Genomic DNA, 21,649 nt, shown 5'->3' with positions numbered 1-21,649 from the left:
GTGCACCTTCTGCTCGGCTGCGACCACATCGTCACGATTCCCATTGGGAGCGCGATGCGACACAGAAACAGCCCCTAGTATGAGGGCTACCCCAACCACTACGGCGGCGACGATAATTGGTACGACTCCAGGGAAAACAGCACGTCGGCCAGAGCTAGAGGTGAGATCTCGGTCCCTGTCGAAGATCCCCGGCATGCGCCAGACGAAGCCGGCGATGCGATTCACTTCCGAATTCGACGAACGTGGCATCTGAACTGGTGAGGTACGGGCGTCGTTGCAGAGGGAGGGCCTTACCCCCTGTTCTTGGACACGTGTAATCCAGCACATGGCTGGGGGAAGTGAGAATCCAAGGATGGCCAGGAAGAGTTACACCGATGAGTTCCGGTGCCGGGCGGTGGACTTGTATGAGTCGACGCCGGGTGCGACGTTGCAGGGGATCGCGGCGGATTTGGGTGTGTCCCGGGGATCGTTGAAGGGGTGGGTCGACAAGCTCGGCTCCGGGACGAGGACCGCGTCGGCTGCGGCGGGGGTGTCAGTGGGGCGGCGGGAGTCGCAGGCGGCGAGGATCACGAGGCTGGAGGCCGAGAATGGGGTGTTGCGGGTCGAGCAGGCAAAGCTTGCTGAGGAACGCGACATTCTCCGTCAGGCGGCGAAGTATTTCGCCGGGGAGACGAGTTGGTGAACCGCTTCCAGTTCGTTGAGGACCACAAGGACGCCTACGGCGTGAAGCGGTTGTGCCAGGTGATTGGGATCGCGCGGTCGTCGTTCTACGCGTGGCTCGCTGCAGCGCAGGGGCGGGCCGCGCGGACGGCGGCTGACTCGGTGCTGGCGGGCCGGATCCGGGTGCTGCAAGACCCGAAACAGGGCGGGGATCGTGCTTACGGAGCGCCTCGGATCACCGCTGACCTCAACGCCGGCGCAGCCGAGAGTGAGCGGGTCAACCACAAGCGCGTGGCGCGCGTGATGCGTGAGCACGGCCTGGCCGGAATCCGGCTCCGCAAGCGTGTGAAGACAACCGTCCCGGATCAGTCCGGTCGACGCTTCCCAGATCTGATCGGCAGGAACTTCAGCACCGGCGGTCCTGGTCGCCGCTACGTCGGCGACATCACCTACCTGCCCATCGCCGACGGCAGCAACCTCTACCTCGCGTCGGTCATCGACCTGGGCTCACGCAAGCTGGCAGGCTGGTCGATGGCCACTCACATGCGCACCGAGCTCGTCGAAAACGCACTACGGGCCGCGCAGCGCGAACGCGGCACCCTGGCTGGGGCGATCTTTCACTCCGACCACGGGTCGGTCTACACCTCGAAGGCCTACACCGCCCTCTGCGAGCACTTCGGCGTGACCCAGTCGATGGGAGCGATCGGCTCGTCCGCGGACAACGCCCTCGCTGAGAGCTTCAACGCGACCCTCAAACGCGAACTCCTCCAAGGCCGACCAGCGTTCGGCGACCAGGCCACGGCCTACCGGGCCGTGTTCCGGTGGGCCAACCGCTACAACACCCGCCGCCGGCACTCCGCGATCGGCAACATCACACCAAACACCTACGAAACCGCCTACGGGCCTGCTGCACGGGTAGGTGACATCTGATCTGTGGTGCCGAGGGGTGCCGCTGGAAGGATGTGCACTGTGCCTAAGCCGTATCCGAAGGAGTTCCGCGACGATGTGGTCCGTGTCGCGCGTAATCGTGAGCCGGGAGTCCGTCTCAAGCAGATCGCTGCCGACTTCGGCATTAGCGAGTCGTGCCTGATGAACTGGGTGAAGACCGCCGATGTCGAGGCCGGCTCCAAGTCCGGGAGCAGTGCGGCGCAGTCGGCGACCGAGAGGCAAATGCGTAAGCGGATTCGGCTCCTTGAGCAGGAGAATGAGGTCCTGCGTCGTGCGGCTGCGTATCTGTCGCAGGCGAACCTGCCGGGAAAATGATGTACCCGCTCGTGAAAGAGCTCGCCGACGACGGTGTTCCCGTCACGGTGTCGTGCCGGGTTTTGAAGCTCTCCCGTCAGCCTTACTACCGTTGGCTCGCCGCCCCGGTCCCCGCGACGGAGCTGGTCGAGGCGTATCGCGCGAACGCCCTGTTCGACGCCAGCGTTGATGATCCGGAGTTCGGTCACCGGTTACTCGCAGACGAGGCCCGCGCTGCCGGTGAGCCTATGGCGGACCGCACTGCGTGGCGGATCTGCCGCGACAACCGGTGGTGGAGCGTCTTCGGAAAGAAACGCTCGAGCAAGGGCGGCAAACCCGGGCCCGCGGTCCACGACGATCTATGCACCGTCACCGACGAGCACGGCAGGACTCGTCACCGGTTCACCGCAGATGCACCGAATCGGTTGTGGCTCACAGATATCACTGAACACAGGGCTCGGGAAGGGAAGCTGTATCTGTGTGCGATCAAAGATGCCTACTCCGGGCGGATCGTCGGCTACTCCGTCGACTCGAGGATGAAGGCCCGGCTCGCCGTCAACGCCCTCAACAACGCTGTCGCGATGCGCGGTGATGTCACCGGATGCATAGTTCATAGTGACAGAGGATCGCAATTCCGGAGCCGAAAATTCCGACGTGCCTTGGAATATCACGGACTACGCGGATCAATGGGCCGAGTCGCCTCCTGCGGCGACAATGCCGCGATGGAGTCGTTCTTCAGCCTGCTGCAGAACAACGTCCTCGACCGCCACTGCTGGGCCACCCGGCAGGAACTGCGGACCGCGATCATCACCTGGATCGAACGGACCTACCACCGCCGGCGCCGACAACGCCGCCTTGGACGATTGACACCCATCGCATTCGAGTCCACCATGAACCCGGCCGCGCCACACGCGGCCTGACCAACTTGTCACCTACCCGTGCAGCAGGCCCTACCGCGCTACGCTCACGCAAGCGGCATAACCGAAATGACATCGTGTCCAAGATCCAGGGGCAAGGCCCGGATTCCACACCGTCACGCAAGGTCCGAATCGGCCGCACTACTGTTAGAAACAAGAGCAGAAAGACCGCTATGGCGGCTGTACCAATCACAGATGCCGCGAGCAGTCCGGGCCGGCCCGCCGGCCCCTCTACCGCTGGCACCTCGCCTGCGATCGCTACCGCTACGTCGGCATCCGCCGCCAAGCCCGGAATCCGGGCTGCTGCCGCAGCTCGAGCGCGCCGTGCTCCGCCACTGTCGCCATCGTCAAAGACGGATTCAGACGACGACAAGAAGCCTTGGTGCTCAGTCGTACTCATGTTCGTGGCCGCCCGGACCAAGGACGACAAGCGCGTATCATACTGCAGTTGTCCGCTCACCGGTGTTCCATCGAGTGTCACCACGGTGGCGGTGTGGCCAGCTTCCCCATGTTCGAACTGACGAGTGCGCAGTTGCGCTACGACCAACCTGCCCGGCGACGTCGGTACCAGCACCAGGAGTGCACCACCTTTTCGTACCACTCTCGGCTCCGCACTGCCTGGGAGGTCTCTGGCAGACGTGCTCACCGCGTTTCCAGCGCCCGTCAAAAGCGCACCCGACCGATTAAGCACCTCGAAGCCATCGAGATCCGTGCCTATAGGAAGTGTCGATGCATCACCGTCTCCTATAGAGGGGTTCGATCTGACCGATGAGATAACCCGATCAATCGATTCCGACAGTGAACGAGCCGTAGAGACAGCCTCGCTGCGCATCGAATCCTTGACCGAGTTAGGAACGGTAATTGCGGGGGCTGATGTCAATAAGGCGATCCACAAGGCTCCGGCCGCCATTGTTGCACATAGCAATGCAGGAATTGCAGTCACAGTCTCCATCGGCCTGCTCCGCGGGAACCTATGTGAACGAACACGTGCTAAGACTTCATTGGAACGCGCGCCGAACACGTCTCCATCACTGTCGAATTTTAAGTGCGAAGTTGTCAATGAGTTTCCTAACACGCGAGCATGTGAACAATACGCTTCACGCTCTAAAACCAGACTGGGCATGTAGCGTTCTTGAACGCATCAGACAAAACAGTCCGTTCGCCAGTCTGGCAGGGTTTCCTCAGCGACGTCAGCGCGCCTCCGCGACGAGACTTCCAAGCCCTTCTGCATGGATACCCCAGAGTTCGTGAGCTAGCTACGAGGCCAGGGCGAAAGCGACCCCGAACGATTAGAGACCCAATCGTCGATCTCCAACACAGCACATCGTGCGATAACACACCCTTAGGTTGTTCGTGGAACATCGATCACTATAAACGAGCGACAGGTAAGGCGCTACCCGCGGCGTCTGTGAGGCTCGTCTCCCAAAGATCGTTTGAAGACATGATATAGATCACGTGCTGCGGTTACCTAGTGCGTATTAAGGGCAAACGAGGTGGACAGGGATGTACATGTGTGCCACAACTAATGATTTGCGGTCCGCGTCGACATACAGGGGTTGCGTTGCGCGCGTCAACCATCCATGGTTGTCCGGCAGGCAGCCTTGAAGGCTCGCAGCAACAACCTCATTCAGGCGGTGGCAAGCGGCAACGGGTCGAAAGCGACCTATTGTCGCCTTGGGTCAATTCTGACCCGTAAAGATAAGGAGCAATGAAACTGTGACCAAGAAGAGCAACTATCGACCGATCATGGTCGCGCATCCCCTCGGCCGGCGGAGTCTATCTGCTGCAATAGCGACTGGAATTCTGCTGGTCGCAACTCCTCTGCAGGTGCAAGCGTCCCCTGTTTCCCCCTCGAACGAACGCGCTGGTGCAGTGCAGGAAAGAATGGTCACCAAGACCACACCAACTGGAGTCGTGATGAAGGTGGGCCTGCGATCCCCGCGTGTAGAAAGTTACCCTCCTCTCGACTCTTCTCCCTTTAGTCGGGAAGCGTTTCTATCCATGCGTGGAAGCGCGATATTGACAGGGCAGAAGGATGCAATTAAAAGCTCGAGAACGAAACTGGACATGGGATACCAGATTGGATACCCAATGTCCGTTGCGAAAGATGGCGCCAAGATAGGAATTGTTACACCAAACCTGACCGTGAATGCCGGAGTAAAACCAGAAGCGGGTGTGGGAGCCAACGCTGGAGTAACACCAAAATTCGGTGTGAATGGATCAGCAACAGGTGGCGGGGGAACCTCGGGTGGTAATGGTAGCGGAACTGTCGGAGGTAATGTGGGAGCGGATGTCCCTCTCGGGGTAAACGCGTCCTCGAAGGTTGGTGCCGAACTCGGGGTGAAAAGCGACATCATTCCTAGCCAGAAGATCGACTTCACGATTGGTCACGGCGAAATAAAAGAAATTTCGGTAGCGAAATTTGAATTAAAGCAAGACGACGCAATCCTCGATGTTGATGGCACTGAAATCAGTGTCACAGCGATGGCGGGGCGGGTCAGTATACGCCCATACGTGCGCGCGAGTATTGAAACCGCCAAAGGTATTTCCACAACTGTTGTCTACGGCGCAGTAGCTTACTTGTAGACATTTCGTCGCCGGCGACCTAGAGCGCAACTAGAACTTAAGGCGGTGGCAGTGACAACACGACGAGTGGGGTTACCTAAGCATCGAAGCATGCTTGAAGGTGTGGGTGCCGTCTCTGTTGTTGTGTGCGTGCTGGCTCTTCGCGGTGACGACGGGAGTAGCGGTGGCGGCCGACAGCATCACATGGTGCACCAACACGCTACCCCCTGACAGCGCGGCTGAGACGCTGGGAGAATTAGGCGGCGTAACCGTTGGCGTCATAGTGGGTAGCGGACTTAGCGGTTTAGGCGTGGTTATGGTGCGAGAGATGTACGCTCAATACTAAGCGAAATCGCCCCTCGAATGGGTTGCCTAACACTCTTCGATAATGTTGAATTCCGGCAAACATGAGGCTTGCATAAAACGACTGTCGCGAATGGAGAGTTCTATGATTTCGGGATTCGCGGAACACTGGCAGTGCCCCACCGGCGAGTGGGTCGTCTGGGCCCCTGATGCGAACACGTGCGAGGCCATGCGCAACGCTCCCGACCTGGGCGTTGAGACCTCCTTCATCCAGGCCGATCACCTTCGCAGTGGCATCGAGGGTGAGTCCTGCGTACGACGCCTGGTATTCACTTCTTTTACCGTGCACGATAAATTCGATGCAGAAACAATTGCGAAGGTCTTCACTGATTTCGTGCGCGCACATGAAACTTTTCATACGGCGTTCCCGGTGTCGACCGATCTTCGACCACGCGGCCGGACGCTGCGGCCCGAGCAAATCTCGCTCGCCGTCACAGCGCGTTCGCAGGATCATCCGGAGCGCACCGTCAAGGACCATCTGATCGAGTCGGTGCCCACGCTGCACGAGTGGGCAGCCTTCGCGTTCGCCGTGAACGGCATCGAGAACGCGGGCCCGGATGCGGTCGATCCGCACTTCCAGGTGGTGGTCGGCTCCGACCACATGTTCACCGACGGGGTATCGCAGGCGATCAGCTTCTTCGAGATCCTCTCCCGCTACACGGCGGCCCGCACCGGCACGCCGTACGAGCCGGTGCCCGTGCGCCCGTATCCGCAGTTCTGCGCCGAGCAGCGGGCCCTCGCGGCGACGCTCACCCCCACCCACCCCGACGTGGAGCAGTGGCGCGACACGCTCGCCCGCGCTGGCGGTATGCCCAAGTTCCCGCTCCCGCTGGGCCTGGGGCCCGGTGAAGCCGCTCCCGGCAAGATCGCGGTGCACGCTTCGTTCGTGGATGCCGCCCAGGCAGCCCGCTTCGGTGCCGCCGCAAAACAGGCGGGCGGCAACACGAGCAGCGCGCTACTAGCCGTCTTGGGCCAGGTGCATCACGCCCTGACCGGGGAGCGCCTGTTCACCATGCTGATCCCGCGGGCGGACCGCTCCGCGACCGGTGATGCAATGGCGGTCGGCTGGTACGTGACGCTGGTGCCGGTGCAGTTCGACGCCAGCGGCACCTTCGCCGAGGCGACGCGCAACGCCCAGGAGGCGCTCGGCGTGGCCCGGCAGCTCGACCGCACACCGGTGTTCCCCGTGATCGACATGCTGGCCAACGATCCCGGTTTCCCGGTGCAGCACGGCTTCACCTCGCCGATGCTCTCCTACATCGACGTCACCCGGGTGCCGGGCGCCGAACTGGCCCGGCAGCACGACTTCTCGGTGTTCGCCAATGCCACTCCCTCGCGGGAGGTGTTCATGTGGATCAACCGCGACGAGTCGGGTCTCGACTTCAACGCACAGCATCCGGAGACGGTGGAGGCGACCCGCGCCGTGGACACCGTGTTCCGACTCCTGCGCGATCGGATCATCGAAGTCGGAAAAGCCTTGGGCTTGAGAGAAACCGGTCTGTCCACCGTGAGCGTCGACAGCTCGGGTTCCTCTGCAAACGGCATTGCCCCGGGACAATTGTGACGAGTTTAACCGGATGACAATATTCGGTGCGATCCATGCCTCGACGCCCTTGCTAAGGCGTTCCTCCGGCCAGCTTTCCGTCCGGGCGAATCGAGGTGCCGAACTCACCGCTACGCCCGCAATCACCGCCGACCTACCAGCCCCCACCGCCACGGCCACATCGAGCCCGACGATGAGCAGCCTGGACGCGGGAGCCAGCTAGCAGGCGCTATGGCCTACCTTGCCCCATCACCGGCGTGTCATGCCTGTGGTTGGCGTACCGCGGGGGTGTGGTCCTGGGCGGTAGCTACGAGGCGTTGGGCGTTGTCTCGCACTTGTTCGGCGTAGGCGGGTGCGTGCTCGCGTAGGTCGGTCAGTGTTTCGGACGCTGCGGTGGAGAGGCGAGCGGCTTGTGTGCCCGCCGCTTGTGCGAGCGTTGATGCCACCGGTGCCGCCATTTCACCGGCGTGAGCGATGTTCCGCTCGATCACCTCGCGCGTGTCTGCGAGGCGGTCTCCGAGCTTCTCGGCGGTGTCATGCGCCTTCTCCTGAAGCTCTGCAGCAAGATTCTTGGTGTCTGAACCGTTGTCCGCGGCAGGGTTGAGGACTGCGACGGCGGCGGCGGCGCGATCGGCCGCTCGCCTACCGGCTCGTTTAGTGCGCCACACGACGCCAGGTTCTCCCTCGGTGTCAAGGCCGACGATGACTAGCCCGCCGATCAGTGAGATGTTCTTGAGGAAATGGACTGTGGCTTCTTCCCGAATACCCGGATCGGATTCGGACCAGAACCGGTTCTCCGTCGCGGTGGCTGCGGCGAGGCTGCCTGCCAGTGTTAGGGCGCTCAGTCGGGGCAACCGGTCGAGTGCGAGCAGGGTGCCGGCACTGAGTTGAACACCGCCGAGTGCCCGCGCCCAGGCGGCGGGGCTAGCCGGGAGCGGCGCCTCGGGAAAAGTCTCCTGCGCCTTGTGCACAACGCCGGCCGCAGCATGTGCGGTCTCACCGGGGCGGAGCAGGGTGTTCGCGCCTGAGTAAATGAAGTAAGACCCGAGCAAAGCGCGGGCGATGCGACGAATCATGTTGGCTTCCTTCTTTTCTCGTGCGGCGGGTAAAAGATGCGGCGTCGATGCCCCGGTGGGGGAAGTCACCACCGAGACATCTGGCGTGCCCAGGGCGGCTCTAGTTGCCGCTGAGCTTGTCCTTCACCGCGTCGACGCCGCTCTTGACCGCATCGGCGACATCGGCGACCTTATCCTTGATCTGTGCTTCGACCTGGTCAGCTTTGCCCTCGGTCTTGAGATCCTCGTTGCCACTGACTGCGCCCGCGGCTTCCTTTGCCCGACCTTTGAGGTCTTCGGCCTTGTTCTGCGCGTCATCAGAGATCGACATGTCTACTCCTTGTGCTGTGATGGGTCTTCTAGTAGCGCGAATGCACTACTAGATGCCAACGGCGGTCTCGGGATGCGCTGTGCGGTAAGCCTCGGCTAGGGCCCAGAGACGCTCGCCGAGACCGTAGCCTTCAAGCTGGTTCGATATACGTCGCCCCTCCGGACCATCAAACCACTCGCCGAACAACGTTGTGGAATCCACGTCGAACACCTCCGGTGTGCTGAGTTGTTTCCGGTGAGCGCTGACCGCCCCGGCGCTTTCACGCTATTGGCTGTGCGGGCGATTCCGCTAGCCCTCGTAGCGCGCGGCCGGCCCGCGGCGTTCGAAGACAACTTTCGTCAAGCCGGTTCTGCGATCTGACAGAACGGCGGAAGTTGTTGTGCACCAACCTTTGTGGAAACCACAGTGTGTGATCTGAACGTGCAAAGTTATCAAGTTGTTACCGCGTACCAATTCGGTAACTACCATCGGATCGGCTGGAGTTGCGAGTCGCACGCAGGCACGATCGATAGGGCGAGGCGACGACACGCCTCGCGCCGCGAACTGTGATTGACTCACACTGTGAAGCGAGTCTTTCCGTTACCGGTCCGCGAAGTAGCCGGAATCGAGGTGGAAGTGACCTTCGCTCCCGTGCGCCGACTGTCAGACGGTGCACTCGCCGCCGTCGAGCTCCAGCTCCACGGCAAGGCCGAGCAATGATCAGAACCTGTGGATCACCCCGGGAAGTGTGTCTTCCCGGAGGATGATTTGCGAGGTCGCAGGAATCTGATCAAGTCCAGCTCGTCATGGCTGGCGGGAAGGGCATGCCCGTGCTCGCGGTGGTGGAGAATAAGCGCGACGGCTCCGGCGAGACCGGCGACTCGGAGGCGCCGCGGTCGTTGTTGGATGAGATTGTCCGGGACGGTGCGCGGCGGATGCTGGCGGCGGCGTTGGAGGCAGAGGTCGCTGCCTACGTGGCTTCGTGTGCCGGGGAGGTTGATGAGGCGGGGCGGCGGCTGGTGGTCCGTAACGGCCATCATGCGGCCCGGGAGGTGGTGACGGCAGCGGGAGCGGTGCCGGTGAAGGCGCCGCGGGTCAACGACAAACGTGTGGATGAGGTCACGGGCGAGCGGCGGCGTTTTTCTTCGTCGATTCTGCCTGCGTGGGCTCGCAAGTCCACGCAGGTGGCGGAGGTGTTGCCGCTGCTGTATCTGCATGGTCTTTCGACCAGCGATTTCACCCCGGCGCTCACGCAGTTCCTCGGGACCAGTGCAGGGCTTTCACCTGCCACGATCACCAGGCTGACCCGGGACTGGCAGGCCGAAGCAGCAGCGTTCGGCACTCGATCGCTGGCCGAGACGGATTACGTGTATGTGTGGGCTGACGGCATCCACCTCAAAGTCCGACTGGCGCAGGAGAAGGTGTGTCTGCTGGTGCTGATCGGGGTGCGTGCTGATGGTTCGAAGGAGCTCATCGCGCTCGATGACGGGTACCGAGAATCCACGCAGTCCTGGCTCGATCTTCTCCGCAGCTGCAAGCGCCGTGGGATGCGCTCACCGGTGCTGGCGGTCGGTGACGGCGCGCTCGGGTTCTGGGCGGCCTTACGCGAGGTGTTCCCCGAAACTCGGGAGCAGCGGTGTTGGTTCCATAAGATCGCCAATGTTATCAACGCTTTGCCGAAGTCGGTGCAGCGCAGCGCGAAAGCCGCGCTGACGGAGATCTGGAACGCGCAAGACCGCGAGCACGCCGAGAAGGCCGCGCGGGTGTTCGTCGCCGACTACGCCGCTAAGTGGCCCAAAGCGGCCGCGAAAATCACCGACGATCTCGATGTACTGCTGGCGTTCTACGACTACCCCGCCGAGCACTGGGTGCACCTGCGGACGACGAACCCGATCGAGTCCACTTTCGCTACCGTCCGGTTGCGCACCAAGGTAACCAAAGGTCCCGGATCACGGGCGGCGGGGATCGCTATGGCGTTCAAACTCATCCAAGCCGCCCAAACTCGCTGGCGCGCAGTGAACGCACCGCACCTGGTTGCCCTCGTCCGCGCTGGAGCCCGCTTCGACCAAGGCCGACTCGTTGAACGCGCCGCCACCACACCCGAAACCACGGCTGCCGACGACGCTGCCGCCTGACCCTCGTGGCCGTGGCTGCCCCGCTGCGGCCGTGCCATGATCGACAGTATGGGCCACGACCGGCAAGACCGCTTCCCCGACGACCACGTTCCTGGCGGGAACGCCGGCCGCCCCTGGCAGCCGCGCGGCGATCTCGGGGACCTCGACCCGGATGCATTGTTCGGTGCGTTCGGCCAGCCCCTCACCGATGGCCCCACCATCGAGTGGATGCCCGGCATGGCCGATCAGATGCTGCGTGAGTTGGCACCGCTGCTCGCCGAGGACGGCATCGACATCACCGCCGATGCCCTCGACACCGACCTGGCGACCCTGCAAGCGGCCCTCGACCGCGCCGTCGCACGTCACAACCACACGCTCGCCACCCCGACCGGTGAGCAACGCAGCTGGTGCACCTCCACCCTCCGGCTGCTCGCCGAATCCATCGATACCGACAATCTCGACCTCGCTGAAGGGATCCTCGAAACCGTCCCCCCGGAATCACCCGACGGCAAAGCCACAGTCGCCGGCGTCATCGGCGTCGGCGCCCAGCTCCTCGATTCCTGGCTCACCACACCACCGGCAGGCATCAACAAAACCGCGGCAGCAACTATCGTCATCCGACCCCCACGATGGCACGGAGAACGCGCCGCCATCGACCTCCTCGCCCTGGCCCGCAAGAACAAAGCCCACCTCAGCCACGGCAAAATCATCGCGGCCCACGGCGGCCACACCACCCTCTACGGCACCGCTCTCGCCGTCACGGCCGTCCTGGCAGCCTGGGCCGACCACACCAAGACCACCGTCACCAACCTCGCCGGCACGCACCTTCGCTAACACTAGGCAATCCACAGGATTTGACTATTCCTCGGCAAGGCCGGCAGTGCTCTGGAGTACTCGCATGAAACCCGGCGCGCGATGCGTCTTCTAAAGCAAAGGGATCAACTGGATTCTGCGACGGCTCAAGCCGCTGCTAACCAACCCGCCTCCGCACTGGCCCAGGCGTTGCCGCTCATCGTCGCCCTCGATGCCTTCAGCCTGGACGAAGTACTCGCCGAACACCCGATGGACGCAGGGCAGCGAGTCTTCGTCTGCGTCTCATCACAACTGTTCGTCGAGTCTCCGCACGAGACCATGGCCGCGATCTCGTCGGCCCGCAAGAACGGCTTCACCATCTGTCTCGAAGTCGGAGGTGACGACGAACACGCCATCGCATTCTTAGCTTTGATCGAACCAGATGTCGTGCTTACTGCCCCGGCTCTCTTACGCACCCTACTTGCCACCGAAGCAGCTCGAATCACCCATGCGCTTGCGGCGCACACCGAGCGCTCGCATGCTGTCATTATCGCCGAAGGCGTCGACGATCAGGCGACGAGAGCCGTGGCTGAAACGATCGGCGCCGCCTACGGCATCGGCGCACTCTATCCTCCGCAACCCACAGAGACTCTCTTCGCGGAACCGACTGTCGCTTTCCCTCCTCACCCGGTGTGGGCGGCACCAGAGATCGGAATCACGACTCCCTACGCGCTCGCCACACGCGACAACACGCCGCGCCGCGGCACCAAAAGCCTTCTCGTCGAGATGAGCAAAGCCCTCGAAACTCAAGCCAGCTCGATTGGCGCATCGATGATCGCCATCGGGACGTTCCAGCACCGCCGACACTTCACCCAACGCACCTCAGCGCGCTGGCAGATGCTCTCGCAAACTATTGGGTTCGCCGGAATCTACGGAGCAGAGATCACCCCGATCCGGGAAGAAAACATTCATAAGGCCGCCCTGCGCCCCGATGACCCCCTTGTCGACGAATGGACCGTCGCAATACTCGGGCCACACTTCAGTGCCCTCATCGCCGCTAAGGATCTGCACGACAACGGTCCGGACCTAGAACGAACCTTCGACTTCATCCAGACCTTCGACCGACTCACCGTGGTCCAGGCCGTGCGTAGCATCCTCAGTCGCTTCGACTGACACCCACAGCGATACTCGGTCCCGCCACTGCGGGACCAAGCCACATGTGCGCGTTTTCCGCGGGTGCAGAAAGACGTAGACAGCGCAATTTTCGGACAAGGCCGAGCCAGCTGAGTTCATCTTCCGTAAAGCGCGCTCATGATTGATGGTGCCAAAGATCAGGCAAATCACTTCGAAGGCGCCTCGCTTCGGCTGCAGCGAACAGCGCGGATGCGGCGCCACTTGAGGTCCAGGCGAAGTGGTCGTTGGGGCTGGCAGCGCAACTCCTCAGTCCTTTATCGTCTCGTTACGTAATCGGTACGCGATAACGAAACAGCAACACAGACTCGCGCGGCGCCTGCATACGCTGGGGCAATTCCACTGCGCCCCTGGGTATTACGAAACAGTTGACATCGTGCTGGCGCACTGCCGCTGGCTGCCCCGCTCGTCTTCGCTCCAGTGTCGTCGCACCCTTCGGCTAGCGCTCACGATCGTCACCGATTAGCCTGAGTTCGGTCGGGATTTTCACTGAACCGTAAAGAGGGAAAGATGAAGCGTTCGCTATCGGGCGTAGTGCTGATATTTCTGGGTATCGCCTTGCTGGCGTTCGGCGTAGTTGCTCTTGGATTTCAGAACAGCGTGGCGGGATGGGCATTTGTCGCGGTTGGTGTGATGACAATCATGCTCGGCGCCGCCGCGCTTTTGAGTATCCGTTACGGAGCGGACCGCCATGTCGATAAAGATCGCGGCGAACTGGACCCTATTTTGGGTGACGGCGCAACTTCCTCGGCGGAGGAACGCAAGTTCGCCGAACGTTACAGGGAAAATTCGCACGAGGCAGGTGGAAGGCACAGGGCGCGGGGCGTCTAACCTCCGCGTGAACCGTAGTGTGACTTAGGTCTCATGGGCGCGCTGAGCGTGGCGCGCGTGGCGACACATATTTGCCGGAAAAACTGCTCCGGTTGACACACCAATCTAAAAGGAGATCATCTCATGGCCTCGAACACCAGCACGTCCACCGCGTCGGACAGCGCAGAGAAGAAGGCGACCGGTTCCGAGCTTGCGACCTCGAACGGACGAGGCGGAACCAGCATCGCTGATGTGGTTGTTTCGAAGATCGCGGGCATTGCTGCACGGGAGATTAACGGCGTCTACGACCTCGGCGGGCAGGCAGCCCGTGTGGTTGGAAAGATCCGTGAGACGCTCCCTGGCTCGCCTGATTTGACTCAGGGAGTCAACGTCGAGGTCGGTGAGAAGCAGGCTGCGGTCGACATCGGGATCGTCGCCGAGTACGGCGTTGCCATTCATGACTTGGCAACGGGTATCCGCAACAACGTCATCGACGCTGTTGAGAAGATGACCGGACTCGAGGTGACCGAGGTCAACATCACCGTCCACGATGTTCACCTTGATGAGGAGGACTACGACGATGATGCTTCGTCGTCGCCGTCTGAACCTCGCGTCCAGTGAGTAACAACCGGGCTGTCCTCGTTGATCGGGTCGTGGAGGTCGTCACTGCGATCAACGGTGTCGCAGGACTTCACGCGGGCGGTACCGGTGCCCCTGCGACGTATTTACCCGGGCGCACTATCACCGGTATCCGTTTCGACGGCCGCCGTGGACAGGTGGATATTGTCGCGGAGTACCGCCGCGACAGCGATTTACGCGCCCTTGCCGAGCGGGTGGGCGAGGCTGCCACGGAGTCTGCCGGCGTACCCGTCGACGTTGTTGTTGCCGACATCGTCCCACCGTCCAAGCCTGACTACGGCAACGGCGTATCACCGAAGGAGTAGACATCATGACACCAGGCAACTTCACCGTGTGGGGCACTGTGATCGGCCTACTTGTAGCGATCGCGATCGTCACCGGGGGAATCGTAGGCTTTCTCCTCGCTGTCGTTTTTGGTGCGGCCGGTCTTGCTATCGGGGCTCACTTTGACGGCCTGATCGACTTGACAGCGCTCCGAAAGAGCGGCCGGAGCTGACCATGACCACCGAACCGGTAGCGCTAACAACAGACGGCAGCGAACGGGAGGCTCCTGATCGCACTGCGCGTAACGATAAGGGCAGCACCGTCATTGACGATCGTGTTCGTCGCCGGCTCGTCGAACACGCAGTGCGCTCAGCTTCAGGCACCGCGGAGGAGCGGGGGTTGACGAGCCTCATCGGATTAGGCCTGCCCTCAGTGGAGTTTTCCAATAACGATCGCAGCGTTGACGTCAAGATCGCAGCCATCTGGCCATTTAATTCCGCACACCTGGTCAGCGAAGTGCAGTCATCGATCAATAATGAGCTCGCACGCAGTCTCGCTGAACGGCCAAACACCGCACGCGTTCACATCGCCCGGGTCATCGAACGCCGACCGGGATCAAAGGCACCGGCAGCGTCGGGCTCGGCGCTAAAGGAAGGCGAACCCTCTGATCCCAGCGTGCGCACCGTGCCACGAAAAACAGCCGGGTCTGTGTTCGTCGCAATCCCAGTGCTCCTTGTGCTCATGGCAGTAGGGATCGTCGCGATCCGCGACACCGTCATCTGGTTCGGGTGGGCGCACGGTAGTCGATGGATCGACGCGGTCTTGCGCATCGCAGATGATCTGAAATGGGAATGGTGGACATGGCCAGCAGCGATAGCCGCCGTCGCGCTCGGGGGCATCTTCGTCACCGCTGCGCTTAAACCCCGCCGACGCAGCCATACCGCGGTCACCGATCACCTCTGGTTTGGCCGGACTCTGCATTCCAGGCGTCGTGAAGAATTCGAGGTGCCATCATGAGATCGTCCACGCGCCTTGTCGACCGCTTCATCACGCTTCTCACCGGCTTGGTACTGCTCGGCATCGGTGGCTGGCTACTCGCCTACCGACTGGGGGAGCGGCACATCGTGTCAGCTTCGCAACGCCTGATTCCGGACAAGATCGCCGACACGCCCGATTCGCCGTGGTGGAACCCTGCAGTCGGTATCGCCGGCGTAGCGCTCGTCTTACTCGCACTATGGCTACTGCTACAGCATCTAAGGACCAACACCGCCAAAACAGTCGCTACCGCCCATGGCGGGACCGTCGACCTCACCAAAGTGGCCACCGCCGTGGCTGAGGACCTATCGACGAGCCCCCTCATCCGGAAGGCACGTTCTACGACAATCCAGCACAAGGACCAACCGACCATCCAAGTGAGAGTCACCATCGCACCTGGAGCGCCTGTGCAGGAACTTGCCGAGCTGGCTCGCGCCGCGCAAACAGAGGTCACTGCGGCCACCAATCCCGACATCGGGTTACAACTGCTCGTAGACAGCGAAGACAAGTAGCCAGATCGCGGACACCGCTGACCCAGCCGAAGATGGCGTCGAGGCACACGCAACGCTGTCGAACGACAAGCTGTCAGACAAATAATCTAGGTGACGGCATGCGAAGTATTGGCGTCCGCTACCAACTAAAAAGCTTTTGTGATGCTTGTGCAACCGGTTTATACCTATGTTAGGTTGTACCGATAAACCCTACCGCTGAAGTTCATTCCTCAAATCTGGCGAGATCGAGCATCTGAGGGTGCAGTCTTGCGCAGAGTTGGATCAACCGCCGGCTTGTGACATCCATCTTCCGGAGCTGATCACCATAGTACTTTTTGCATTGATCAATTACTTCATAGCCGTAGGAGGTTATTCGCGCTGTAACCCTTCTCGAGTCATACGGATGCGGGCAACGAATTACAAGTCCAGACTGTTCTAGCAAGTTTAGAAATCCGGTTAAAGTTGAACGGTTAATCTTCTCGATGCTGGCTAGTTCTTTAAGTCCAACGGGCGCTCCATTGCAGGCGAGGGTTGTCAGCAGGGATAACTGTTCAGGGCTCACCGGTGCGCCGTTCCTCGTATCGCGCAAAAATCTCAATGCTGCGATTGTTATATCTAGGCCGAGATCGTGGTCTGAACTATCCGCTTCAGGCAAGGTATACCCTTCTTTGCGGGATGGCCTGCGATGACTGTCTGTAGCGGATTAACGTCATGGTGGTAACCTTATCATGATTAATGAAATGTTCATTAATCATGATATCAGACCTGCCGGCGCGGCGCATGCCGACGCTTATTGCAGTATGGCAAATACGCGCCGCAACCCCGAGGGCCGCCCCGGGCGAAGAGGAAGATGACGGGCTGTGACGACGGCGCCCGGGTGTGGCGCTGGCGCAGTTGTGCCTATGTTAGGGCTGTTTTTTTAGCTGCGTGATCGATTGAGGGCCAACCGGGTTACGCGTGCCTATCGAGGCGTCCGGTGGTCACCTCATTGAGGTCGAGCGGTCCGATCCCGGTGCCCGGCACTTTCGGTCCGCTGTGCGTGCGTGTGACTCTGCCCCCAGGTATCGGCTTGCTGGTGCCGTCCGGTTAACGGGCTCGATCGAGGTTGTCGTTTCCGTCCGCGTGCTGGCACGCTTCAGGACTACTTGCACATGAGGATCGCATGCGGCAGGGCGAGAACGTTCAACCCGATCGGCTCGCTATGCCGTGGTTGCTGAGGCAGAAACTCGAATCAGGAATATAGCGATCAATCATCGGACCGTACGGCTCGAACGGGCCTTGGTGCTGGCTGTCCGGGCGGCAGCTCTCTGTGTTTGTCGTGCGCTACGGACGCAACGGGATTAGCTTAGATGGCAATTGATCTGTCGGGAAGGTTGTGTGGTTGCAGTGGGTGCTGGGACGGTTGCGGATTCGATGGTTAGGACGCTGCACGCCAGCGGTGTCCGTCGAATGTACGGTGTGGCAGGGGATTCGCTCAACGGGCTGACGGATGCGTTGCGCCGGGATGGCAGGGTGGAGTGGGCGCATGTGCGTAACGAGGAGGCAGGGGCGTTTGCCGCGGGGGCTGAAGCTGAGCTCACCGGTAATCTTTCCGTTTGCGTTGGAAGCTGTGGTCCGGGCAACCTGCATCTGATCAACGGGTTGTATGACGCAAATCGGAACAAGGTACCGGTTTTGGCGATCGCGGCCCACATACCGCGCGTGGAGATCGGCAGCTCCTACTTCCAGGAGACGCACCCGACGGCGATCTTCTCCGAGTGTGCCTCGTATGTGGAGCTTGTCAGCGATGTCGAGCAGTTTTCGTGGGTTTTCTCGCAGGCTCTCGCGCATGCGGTGGCGACTTCATCTGTCGCGGTGGTGGTGATTCCGGGGGAGATCTTTTTCGCCGATGCTCCTGCGAAGGATGTGCCCGCCGTGCGACCGCCGGACTCTGCCACCGTGCCTGGAGCAGAGGCCGTGGCGAGTGCTGTTGCCGCGATCGACGGTGCGCAGCGTCCGGCAATTTTGGCCGGAGTTGGCGCCGCAACTGGTCGCGCGGAGGTTCTCGCGTTTGCCGAGCGGATCAAGGCTCCGATTGTGCACAGTCTGCGCGCGAAGGTGTGGGCCGAGTGGTCGAATCCTTTCGACGCAGGGATGACCGGACTATTGGGGTACGATTCGGGCTATCGCGCAATTGAGCACTGCGATCTGTTGGTCTTGCTCGGCACAGACTTTCCCTGCCGGGCGTTCTTGCCTGATGACACGCCTGTCGTGCAACTTGATGCCCGCGGTGAACATATTGGTCGGCGCGTCCCAGTCCAGTACCCCCTGGTTGGAACAGTCAAAGAGACAGTCGCAACCATGAACAGGCTGGTCCAGGAGAAGACGGATCGAACCTTCCTCGATACCGTGCGTGAGCACTATCGTCGGCGCCGGGCCAAGTTCGACGCGCTCGCCGAGTCCGGTGGGCCGGAAACCTCTCCTCTGCACCCGCAACACGTTGCTGCCATCATCGATCGGCTAGCCGCAGACGACGCGGTATTCACCTGCGATGTCGGGACCCCGACGGTGTGGTTTGCGCGGTACATCAAGATGAACGGTTCCCGCAGCATGATTGGATCGTTCTGCCACGGTTCGATGGCCAATGCTCTTCCACAAGCCATTGGCGCCCAGTGCGCCGCACCTCATCGACAAGTGATCGCGCTTTGCGGCGACGGCGGCCTGTCAATGCTGATGGGTGAGTTGCTCACTCTTCGCCAGTTGAACTTGCCTGTCAAGATTTTCGTCTTCACCAACGAATCTCTTGCATTCGTTGAGCTCGAGATGAAGGAGGCCGGGCTGATCAACCACGCCACGAGTCTGACCAACCCTGACTTCGCAAAGGTCGCCGACGCAGCGGGATTGCACGGTCTCCGAGTCCAGCAGGCATCGCAACTCGAAGGAGTGGTGCGTGACGCTCTCGCCTACCCGGGGCCGACGCTAGTCGATGTCGCAGTTGCACGGCAGGAACTATCGATACCGCCGAATGTCACCCTCAAGCAAGCCAAGGGATTCTCCCTCTACGCCACCCGCACAATCCTATCCGGCCGCGGGGACGAACTAGTCGATGTCGTCAAAACCAACCTCAGAGAAATACGTGCACTGTAGAAGCTCTCACCCGAGAATCAGTACGCCCGCTTCCAATCGATTATATTGGCACTGACCGCGACGCTAAGCGCGAAGTCACTCGGCTAGGCAGCGCGTAGGCGCTCAAGGAGCGGTCCCGCTGCCTCTGCTAGGAACTGTTCCTGCGTGTCTCCGCCGACCTGGACGAGTGCCACGTCTGTGAAGCCAGCATCTCGGAAGGGGCGCACTGCCTCTACAACGGCGTCTAGATCCGGACCACACGGAATGGAGCCAGCGGCGTCCTCAGGAGTAACGAACTGGGTAGCGGCTGCAAATCCCTTAGGGCGTGTTGCTAAAGGGTGTGAACCTGGCCTGCTTCTGCGCCGCTGAGGTCGGTATGTTGATGCCGTGGGATTCAGCGCGTTCCGGGTCTGGGCGTCCAAGTTCGGCTTGACCGTTTCGGTGGAGCCCGAGGCGCAGAACAGTGACTACGAGTCGGGTGTGGCGCAGATTGCGGGCCGCGAGTGGCACGTCCGGACCGCTCGGAACACGCCGACAAAGCCAGGCGCCTTCGTCGCCTTTTGGCGGCGGGGTATGGACGGGCAGACGCTGCCGTTCAGCGTCGAGCGGCTCGATGCTGGGCTATTGGTGTTTGTGGAGAGCGAAGGTCGGCGCGGCGTTTTCAAGTTCTCCGCCAGCCATCTTGCGGAGTTGGGGATTGCCTCGGCGAGTGACCGTGGGGGCAAGCGCGGCTTTCGCGTGTACCCGTCTTGGTGTGAAGGTTTAAACCCGCAGGCCAGGGCTACGCAACGCGCGCAGGCGCCCGCATTTGACGAGTACTGAAGTCACACGGCGCTTACCCAGTCGAGGGCCGCAGCGAGGCAGATGCCGGCGTGGTAGTTGCGGGCGTACTTGTCTGATCGCATCGCCAGTCCGCGCCACTGCTTGATCTTGTTGAAGCAGCGTTCGACGACATTGCGGCCGCGGTAGCGGTGGCGTTGTGTATCGCCGAACTCTATAGGCCTGCCGGGCTTCTTACGCCGGTGGGCGATTTGATCGTCCCGTTCGGGGATGGTGGTGGCGATGCCGCGCTGACGTAGCCAGGTCCGGTTCGCTTTCGAGGGGTAGCCCTTGTCGGCGAGCAACCGGTCCGGGCGGGTGCGGGGACGACCAGCGGTCGGGACTCGGATTTGCTGCATAGTCTCGGGCAGCATGCTCGTATCAGCCACCTGACCTGGCGTGAGGATGAACGCAAGCACTCTCCCTTTCCCGTCGCTGACTAGATGATTCTTGGTTGTCAGGCCGCCTCGGGAGCGGCCGATCGCATGATCGGAGGGCTCATCGCCGAACTTCTTGTAACTCGACCGATCCCCCTGTGTCACGCGGAAGGGTCGCGCCGTGCTGATGCACCCGCACGATGGTCGAATCAATCGAGGCGACCCAGTCCAACGCCCCGCAGCCATGCGCCATCGCCTGCAGCTGCTCCAGCAGCCGAGCCCAGATACCCTGTTCAGCCCAGCGACTGAAATTCTTGTAGATCGTGTTCCAGTTGCCGAACCGTTCCGGCAGGTCACGCCACGGAGCCCCTGTCCGGAACCGCCACGCCGTCGCTTCAACTACCAGCCGACGATCAACCGGAGGCCGCCCCACCGACTTCACCGCCGGGAACAGCGGCTCAATCACCGCCCACACTTCATCAGAAATCACATCACGCGACATCCGCCAAGCGTGACCGACCGGCAGCCGAAACCTCTTTAGCAACACGCCCTAGGTGTTGGCAGGTCTGCGTTCACGCCCCAGCCGCCAGCGAACCAGCGGAACAGGCCGTGGGCACGCTCGATAGCGGCGTTCTTTTCGCGATCCCAGCAGATCGGAAGCTGACCAATCGCACGGGCGCCTTGTCCGATCAGTGTGGTCCCAGGGTTCGCGTTCCACTTCTCCACCAGCGACCTTCTCGGGTCGGTTGAGATCAGATGGTCTGCGAGCGTGGCGAACTCGCTAACCCCGCGATCGCCGGAGACGGCAACACCGATCGGAACTCCGTTGTCAGGGAGATCCCAGATGCGTGCCGAATCGACCTGGAAGTACTCGCCTCGGAAATCGACGGTGCCACCCGCGTGCAGCTTGCGGATAATTTCGATGGCCTCGCTGAGCATCGCTTGGCGATCGCGGATGCCGGGCCATCCTTCGCCGACGACGTGTTCGTTGAGGTTCTCTCCCGAGCCGAGCCCTAGTGTGAATCGGCCGTCAGCGAGCAGCTGCATCGTCGCCGCTTTCTGCGCAACGACGGCAGGGTGGTACCGGATCGTCGGGCAGGTTACATAGGTCATAAGGTCAACGCGCGAGGTTACGTGGGCGACCGCGCCGAGCACCGACCACGCGTACGGCGCGTGCCCTTGCGCCAACAACCAGGGAGAGTAGTGATCACTGCTGACCTCGAAGTCGAAGCCTGCTTCCTCAGCAGCTACGGCGTCCCGGACTAGCTGGGCGGGGCCTGCCTGCTCTGTCATTAGCGTGTAGCCAAATCGCATATCCATGCTCCCCTCAGGAGATTCGAGCGTACAGTTGTGGTGA

19 protein-coding genes and 3 pseudogenes are annotated in these 21,649 nt (G+C 61.5%); 16 read left to right on the top strand and 6 right to left on the bottom strand.

Going from position 1 to position 21,649, the window contains the following annotated elements; genetic code table 11:
* Positions 1-352: 352 nt before the first annotated feature.
* The 4 genes from TPAU_RS01490 (at position 353) to TPAU_RS01475 (ending at position 7,311) form a co-directional block, all read left to right on the top strand.
* Positions 353-1,590, top strand: a protein-coding gene (locus TPAU_RS01490) for an IS3 family transposase (protein ID WP_115329748.1) whose coding sequence is annotated in 2 segments (ribosomal slippage) — positions 353-668 and positions 668-1,590 — 1,239 coding nt in all. Because the reading frame shifts where the segments join, the coding sequence is not laid out codon by codon here.
* A gap of 39 nt (positions 1,591-1,629) precedes the next feature.
* A protein-coding gene (locus TPAU_RS01480) for an IS3 family transposase (protein ID WP_245537794.1) occupies positions 1,630-2,822 on the top strand; the annotation gives its coding sequence in 2 pieces (ribosomal slippage) (positions 1,630-1,914 and positions 1,917-2,822; 1,191 coding nt in all).
* A gap of 1,713 nt (positions 2,823-4,535) precedes the next feature.
* Positions 4,536-5,405 (top strand): MspA family porin, encoded by an 870-nt coding sequence (locus tag TPAU_RS22190; RefSeq protein ID WP_013124994.1) that lies wholly within the window; start codon positions 4,536-4,538, stop codon positions 5,403-5,405.
* Positions 5,406-5,832: 427 nt separating this feature from the next.
* Positions 5,833-7,311, top strand: a complete 1,479-nt coding sequence (locus TPAU_RS01475; protein WP_013124992.1) for a condensation domain-containing protein — start codon at positions 5,833-5,835, stop codon at positions 7,309-7,311.
* A gap of 239 nt (positions 7,312-7,550) precedes the next feature.
* Here the strand turns inward: TPAU_RS01475 and TPAU_RS21685 are convergent, their stop codons facing one another.
* On the bottom strand, positions 7,551-8,435 hold the full coding sequence (locus TPAU_RS21685; RefSeq protein ID WP_147291134.1) for a DoxX family membrane protein: 885 nt from the start codon (positions 8,433-8,435) through the stop codon (positions 7,551-7,553).
* A gap of 31 nt (positions 8,436-8,466) precedes the next feature.
* Positions 8,467-8,676 carry a CsbD family protein gene (locus TPAU_RS01465; RefSeq protein WP_013124990.1) on the bottom strand — a complete coding sequence of 70 codons (210 nt, stop codon included), beginning with the start codon at positions 8,674-8,676 and terminating at the stop codon, positions 8,467-8,469.
* 561 nt (positions 8,677-9,237) lie between these two features.
* Between TPAU_RS01465 and TPAU_RS23060 the strand changes: the two genes are divergently transcribed.
* The 10 genes from TPAU_RS23060 (at position 9,238) to TPAU_RS01420 (ending at position 16,012) form a co-directional block, all read left to right on the top strand.
* Complete coding sequence (locus tag TPAU_RS23060; RefSeq protein ID WP_160160290.1) at positions 9,238-9,375, top strand: hypothetical protein; 138 nt, start codon at positions 9,238-9,240, stop codon at positions 9,373-9,375.
* A gap of 110 nt (positions 9,376-9,485) precedes the next feature.
* Positions 9,486-10,790 (top strand): IS256 family transposase, encoded by a 1,305-nt coding sequence (locus tag TPAU_RS01460; protein ID WP_041944585.1) that lies wholly within the window; start codon positions 9,486-9,488, stop codon positions 10,788-10,790.
* A 48-nt stretch (positions 10,791-10,838) separates the two neighbouring features.
* A complete protein-coding gene (locus TPAU_RS01455) occupies positions 10,839-11,603 on the top strand; it encodes a hypothetical protein (protein WP_041944233.1) in 765 nt (254 codons plus the stop codon).
* A gap of 81 nt (positions 11,604-11,684) precedes the next feature.
* On the top strand, positions 11,685-12,734 hold the full coding sequence (locus tag TPAU_RS01450; protein ID WP_049825742.1) for a DICT sensory domain-containing protein: 1,050 nt from the start codon (positions 11,685-11,687) through the stop codon (positions 12,732-12,734).
* Positions 12,735-13,262: 528 nt separating this feature from the next.
* On the top strand, positions 13,263-13,583 hold the full coding sequence (locus TPAU_RS01445; RefSeq protein ID WP_013124987.1) for a hypothetical protein: 321 nt from the start codon (positions 13,263-13,265) through the stop codon (positions 13,581-13,583).
* A 123-nt stretch (positions 13,584-13,706) separates the two neighbouring features.
* The gene (locus tag TPAU_RS01440) at positions 13,707-14,183 is read left to right on the top strand and encodes an Asp23/Gls24 family envelope stress response protein (RefSeq protein ID WP_013124986.1); all 477 of its coding nucleotides are present in this window, start codon (positions 13,707-13,709) and stop codon (positions 14,181-14,183) included.
* Entirely contained in the window at positions 14,180-14,506 is a 327-nt protein-coding gene (locus TPAU_RS01435; protein WP_013124985.1) for a hypothetical protein, read from the top strand. Before TPAU_RS01440 ends, TPAU_RS01435 begins: the two co-directional genes overlap by 4 nt.
* A 5-nt stretch (positions 14,507-14,511) precedes the next feature.
* Positions 14,512-14,697 (top strand): hypothetical protein, encoded by a 186-nt coding sequence (locus TPAU_RS23365; protein WP_013124984.1) that lies wholly within the window; start codon positions 14,512-14,514, stop codon positions 14,695-14,697.
* Positions 14,698-14,699: 2 nt separating this feature from the next.
* Positions 14,700-15,482 (top strand): hypothetical protein, encoded by a 783-nt coding sequence (locus TPAU_RS22185; protein WP_013124983.1) that lies wholly within the window; start codon positions 14,700-14,702, stop codon positions 15,480-15,482.
* Positions 15,479-16,012, top strand: a complete 534-nt coding sequence (locus TPAU_RS01420; RefSeq protein ID WP_013124982.1) for an alkaline shock response membrane anchor protein AmaP — start codon at positions 15,479-15,481, stop codon at positions 16,010-16,012. Before TPAU_RS22185 ends, TPAU_RS01420 begins: the two co-directional genes overlap by 4 nt.
* Positions 16,013-16,214: 202 nt before the next feature.
* Here the strand turns inward: TPAU_RS01420 and TPAU_RS23810 are convergent, their stop codons facing one another.
* Entirely contained in the window at positions 16,215-16,553 is a 339-nt protein-coding gene (locus tag TPAU_RS23810; protein ID WP_425358576.1) for a MarR family transcriptional regulator, read from the bottom strand.
* An 824-nt stretch (positions 16,554-17,377) separates the two neighbouring features.
* On the opposite strand from TPAU_RS23810, the gene poxB reads away from it, so the two are divergent.
* Positions 17,378-19,117 (top strand): ubiquinone-dependent pyruvate dehydrogenase, encoded by a 1,740-nt coding sequence (gene poxB, locus TPAU_RS01415; protein WP_013124980.1) that lies wholly within the window; start codon positions 17,378-17,380, stop codon positions 19,115-19,117.
* Between the two features lie 83 nt (positions 19,118-19,200).
* Here the strand turns inward: poxB and TPAU_RS23360 are convergent.
* Positions 19,201-19,419: pseudogene (locus tag TPAU_RS23360) on the bottom strand (LLM class F420-dependent oxidoreductase); the annotation flags it as partial.
* A 64-nt stretch (positions 19,420-19,483) separates the two neighbouring features.
* Between TPAU_RS23360 and TPAU_RS01410 the strand changes: the two are divergent.
* Positions 19,484-19,918, top strand: coding sequence for a MepB family protein (locus TPAU_RS01410; protein ID WP_013124979.1), 435 nt, complete (start codon positions 19,484-19,486; stop codon positions 19,916-19,918).
* Positions 19,919-19,920: 2 nt separating this feature from the next.
* Here TPAU_RS01410 and TPAU_RS22170 read toward each other — a convergent pair.
* Positions 19,921-20,794 (bottom strand): annotated as a pseudogene (locus TPAU_RS22170) (IS5 family transposase).
* Positions 20,795-20,847: 53 nt separating this feature from the next.
* Positions 20,848-21,612, bottom strand: a pseudogene (locus TPAU_RS01395) (TIGR03557 family F420-dependent LLM class oxidoreductase); the annotation flags it as partial.
* Positions 21,613-21,649: the final 37 nt, after the last annotated feature.

This window comes from Tsukamurella paurometabola DSM 20162 (genome assembly GCF_000092225.1).
Lineage (GTDB): Bacteria > Actinomycetota > Actinomycetes > Mycobacteriales > Mycobacteriaceae > Tsukamurella > Tsukamurella paurometabola.
This window is presented reverse-complemented; position numbering and strand designations above follow the sequence as displayed.

Coding starts and splice junctions, on each gene's coding strand:
- TPAU_RS01475 (WP_013124992.1), top strand. CDS start 5,833: ATGATTTCGGGATTCGCGGAACACTGGCAGTGCCCCACCGGCGAGTGG.
- TPAU_RS01465 (WP_013124990.1), bottom strand. CDS start 8,676: ATGTCGATCTCTGATGACGCGCAGAACAAGGCCGAAGACCTCAAAGGT.
- TPAU_RS01455 (WP_041944233.1), top strand. CDS start 10,839: ATGGGCCACGACCGGCAAGACCGCTTCCCCGACGACCACGTTCCTGGC.
- TPAU_RS01450 (WP_049825742.1), top strand. CDS start 11,685: ATGCGTCTTCTAAAGCAAAGGGATCAACTGGATTCTGCGACGGCTCAA.
- TPAU_RS01445 (WP_013124987.1), top strand. CDS start 13,263: ATGAAGCGTTCGCTATCGGGCGTAGTGCTGATATTTCTGGGTATCGCC.
- TPAU_RS01440 (WP_013124986.1), top strand. CDS start 13,707: ATGGCCTCGAACACCAGCACGTCCACCGCGTCGGACAGCGCAGAGAAG.
- TPAU_RS23365 (WP_013124984.1), top strand. CDS start 14,512: ATGACACCAGGCAACTTCACCGTGTGGGGCACTGTGATCGGCCTACTT.
- TPAU_RS22185 (WP_013124983.1), top strand. CDS start 14,700: ATGACCACCGAACCGGTAGCGCTAACAACAGACGGCAGCGAACGGGAG.
- TPAU_RS01420 (WP_013124982.1), top strand. CDS start 15,479: ATGAGATCGTCCACGCGCCTTGTCGACCGCTTCATCACGCTTCTCACC.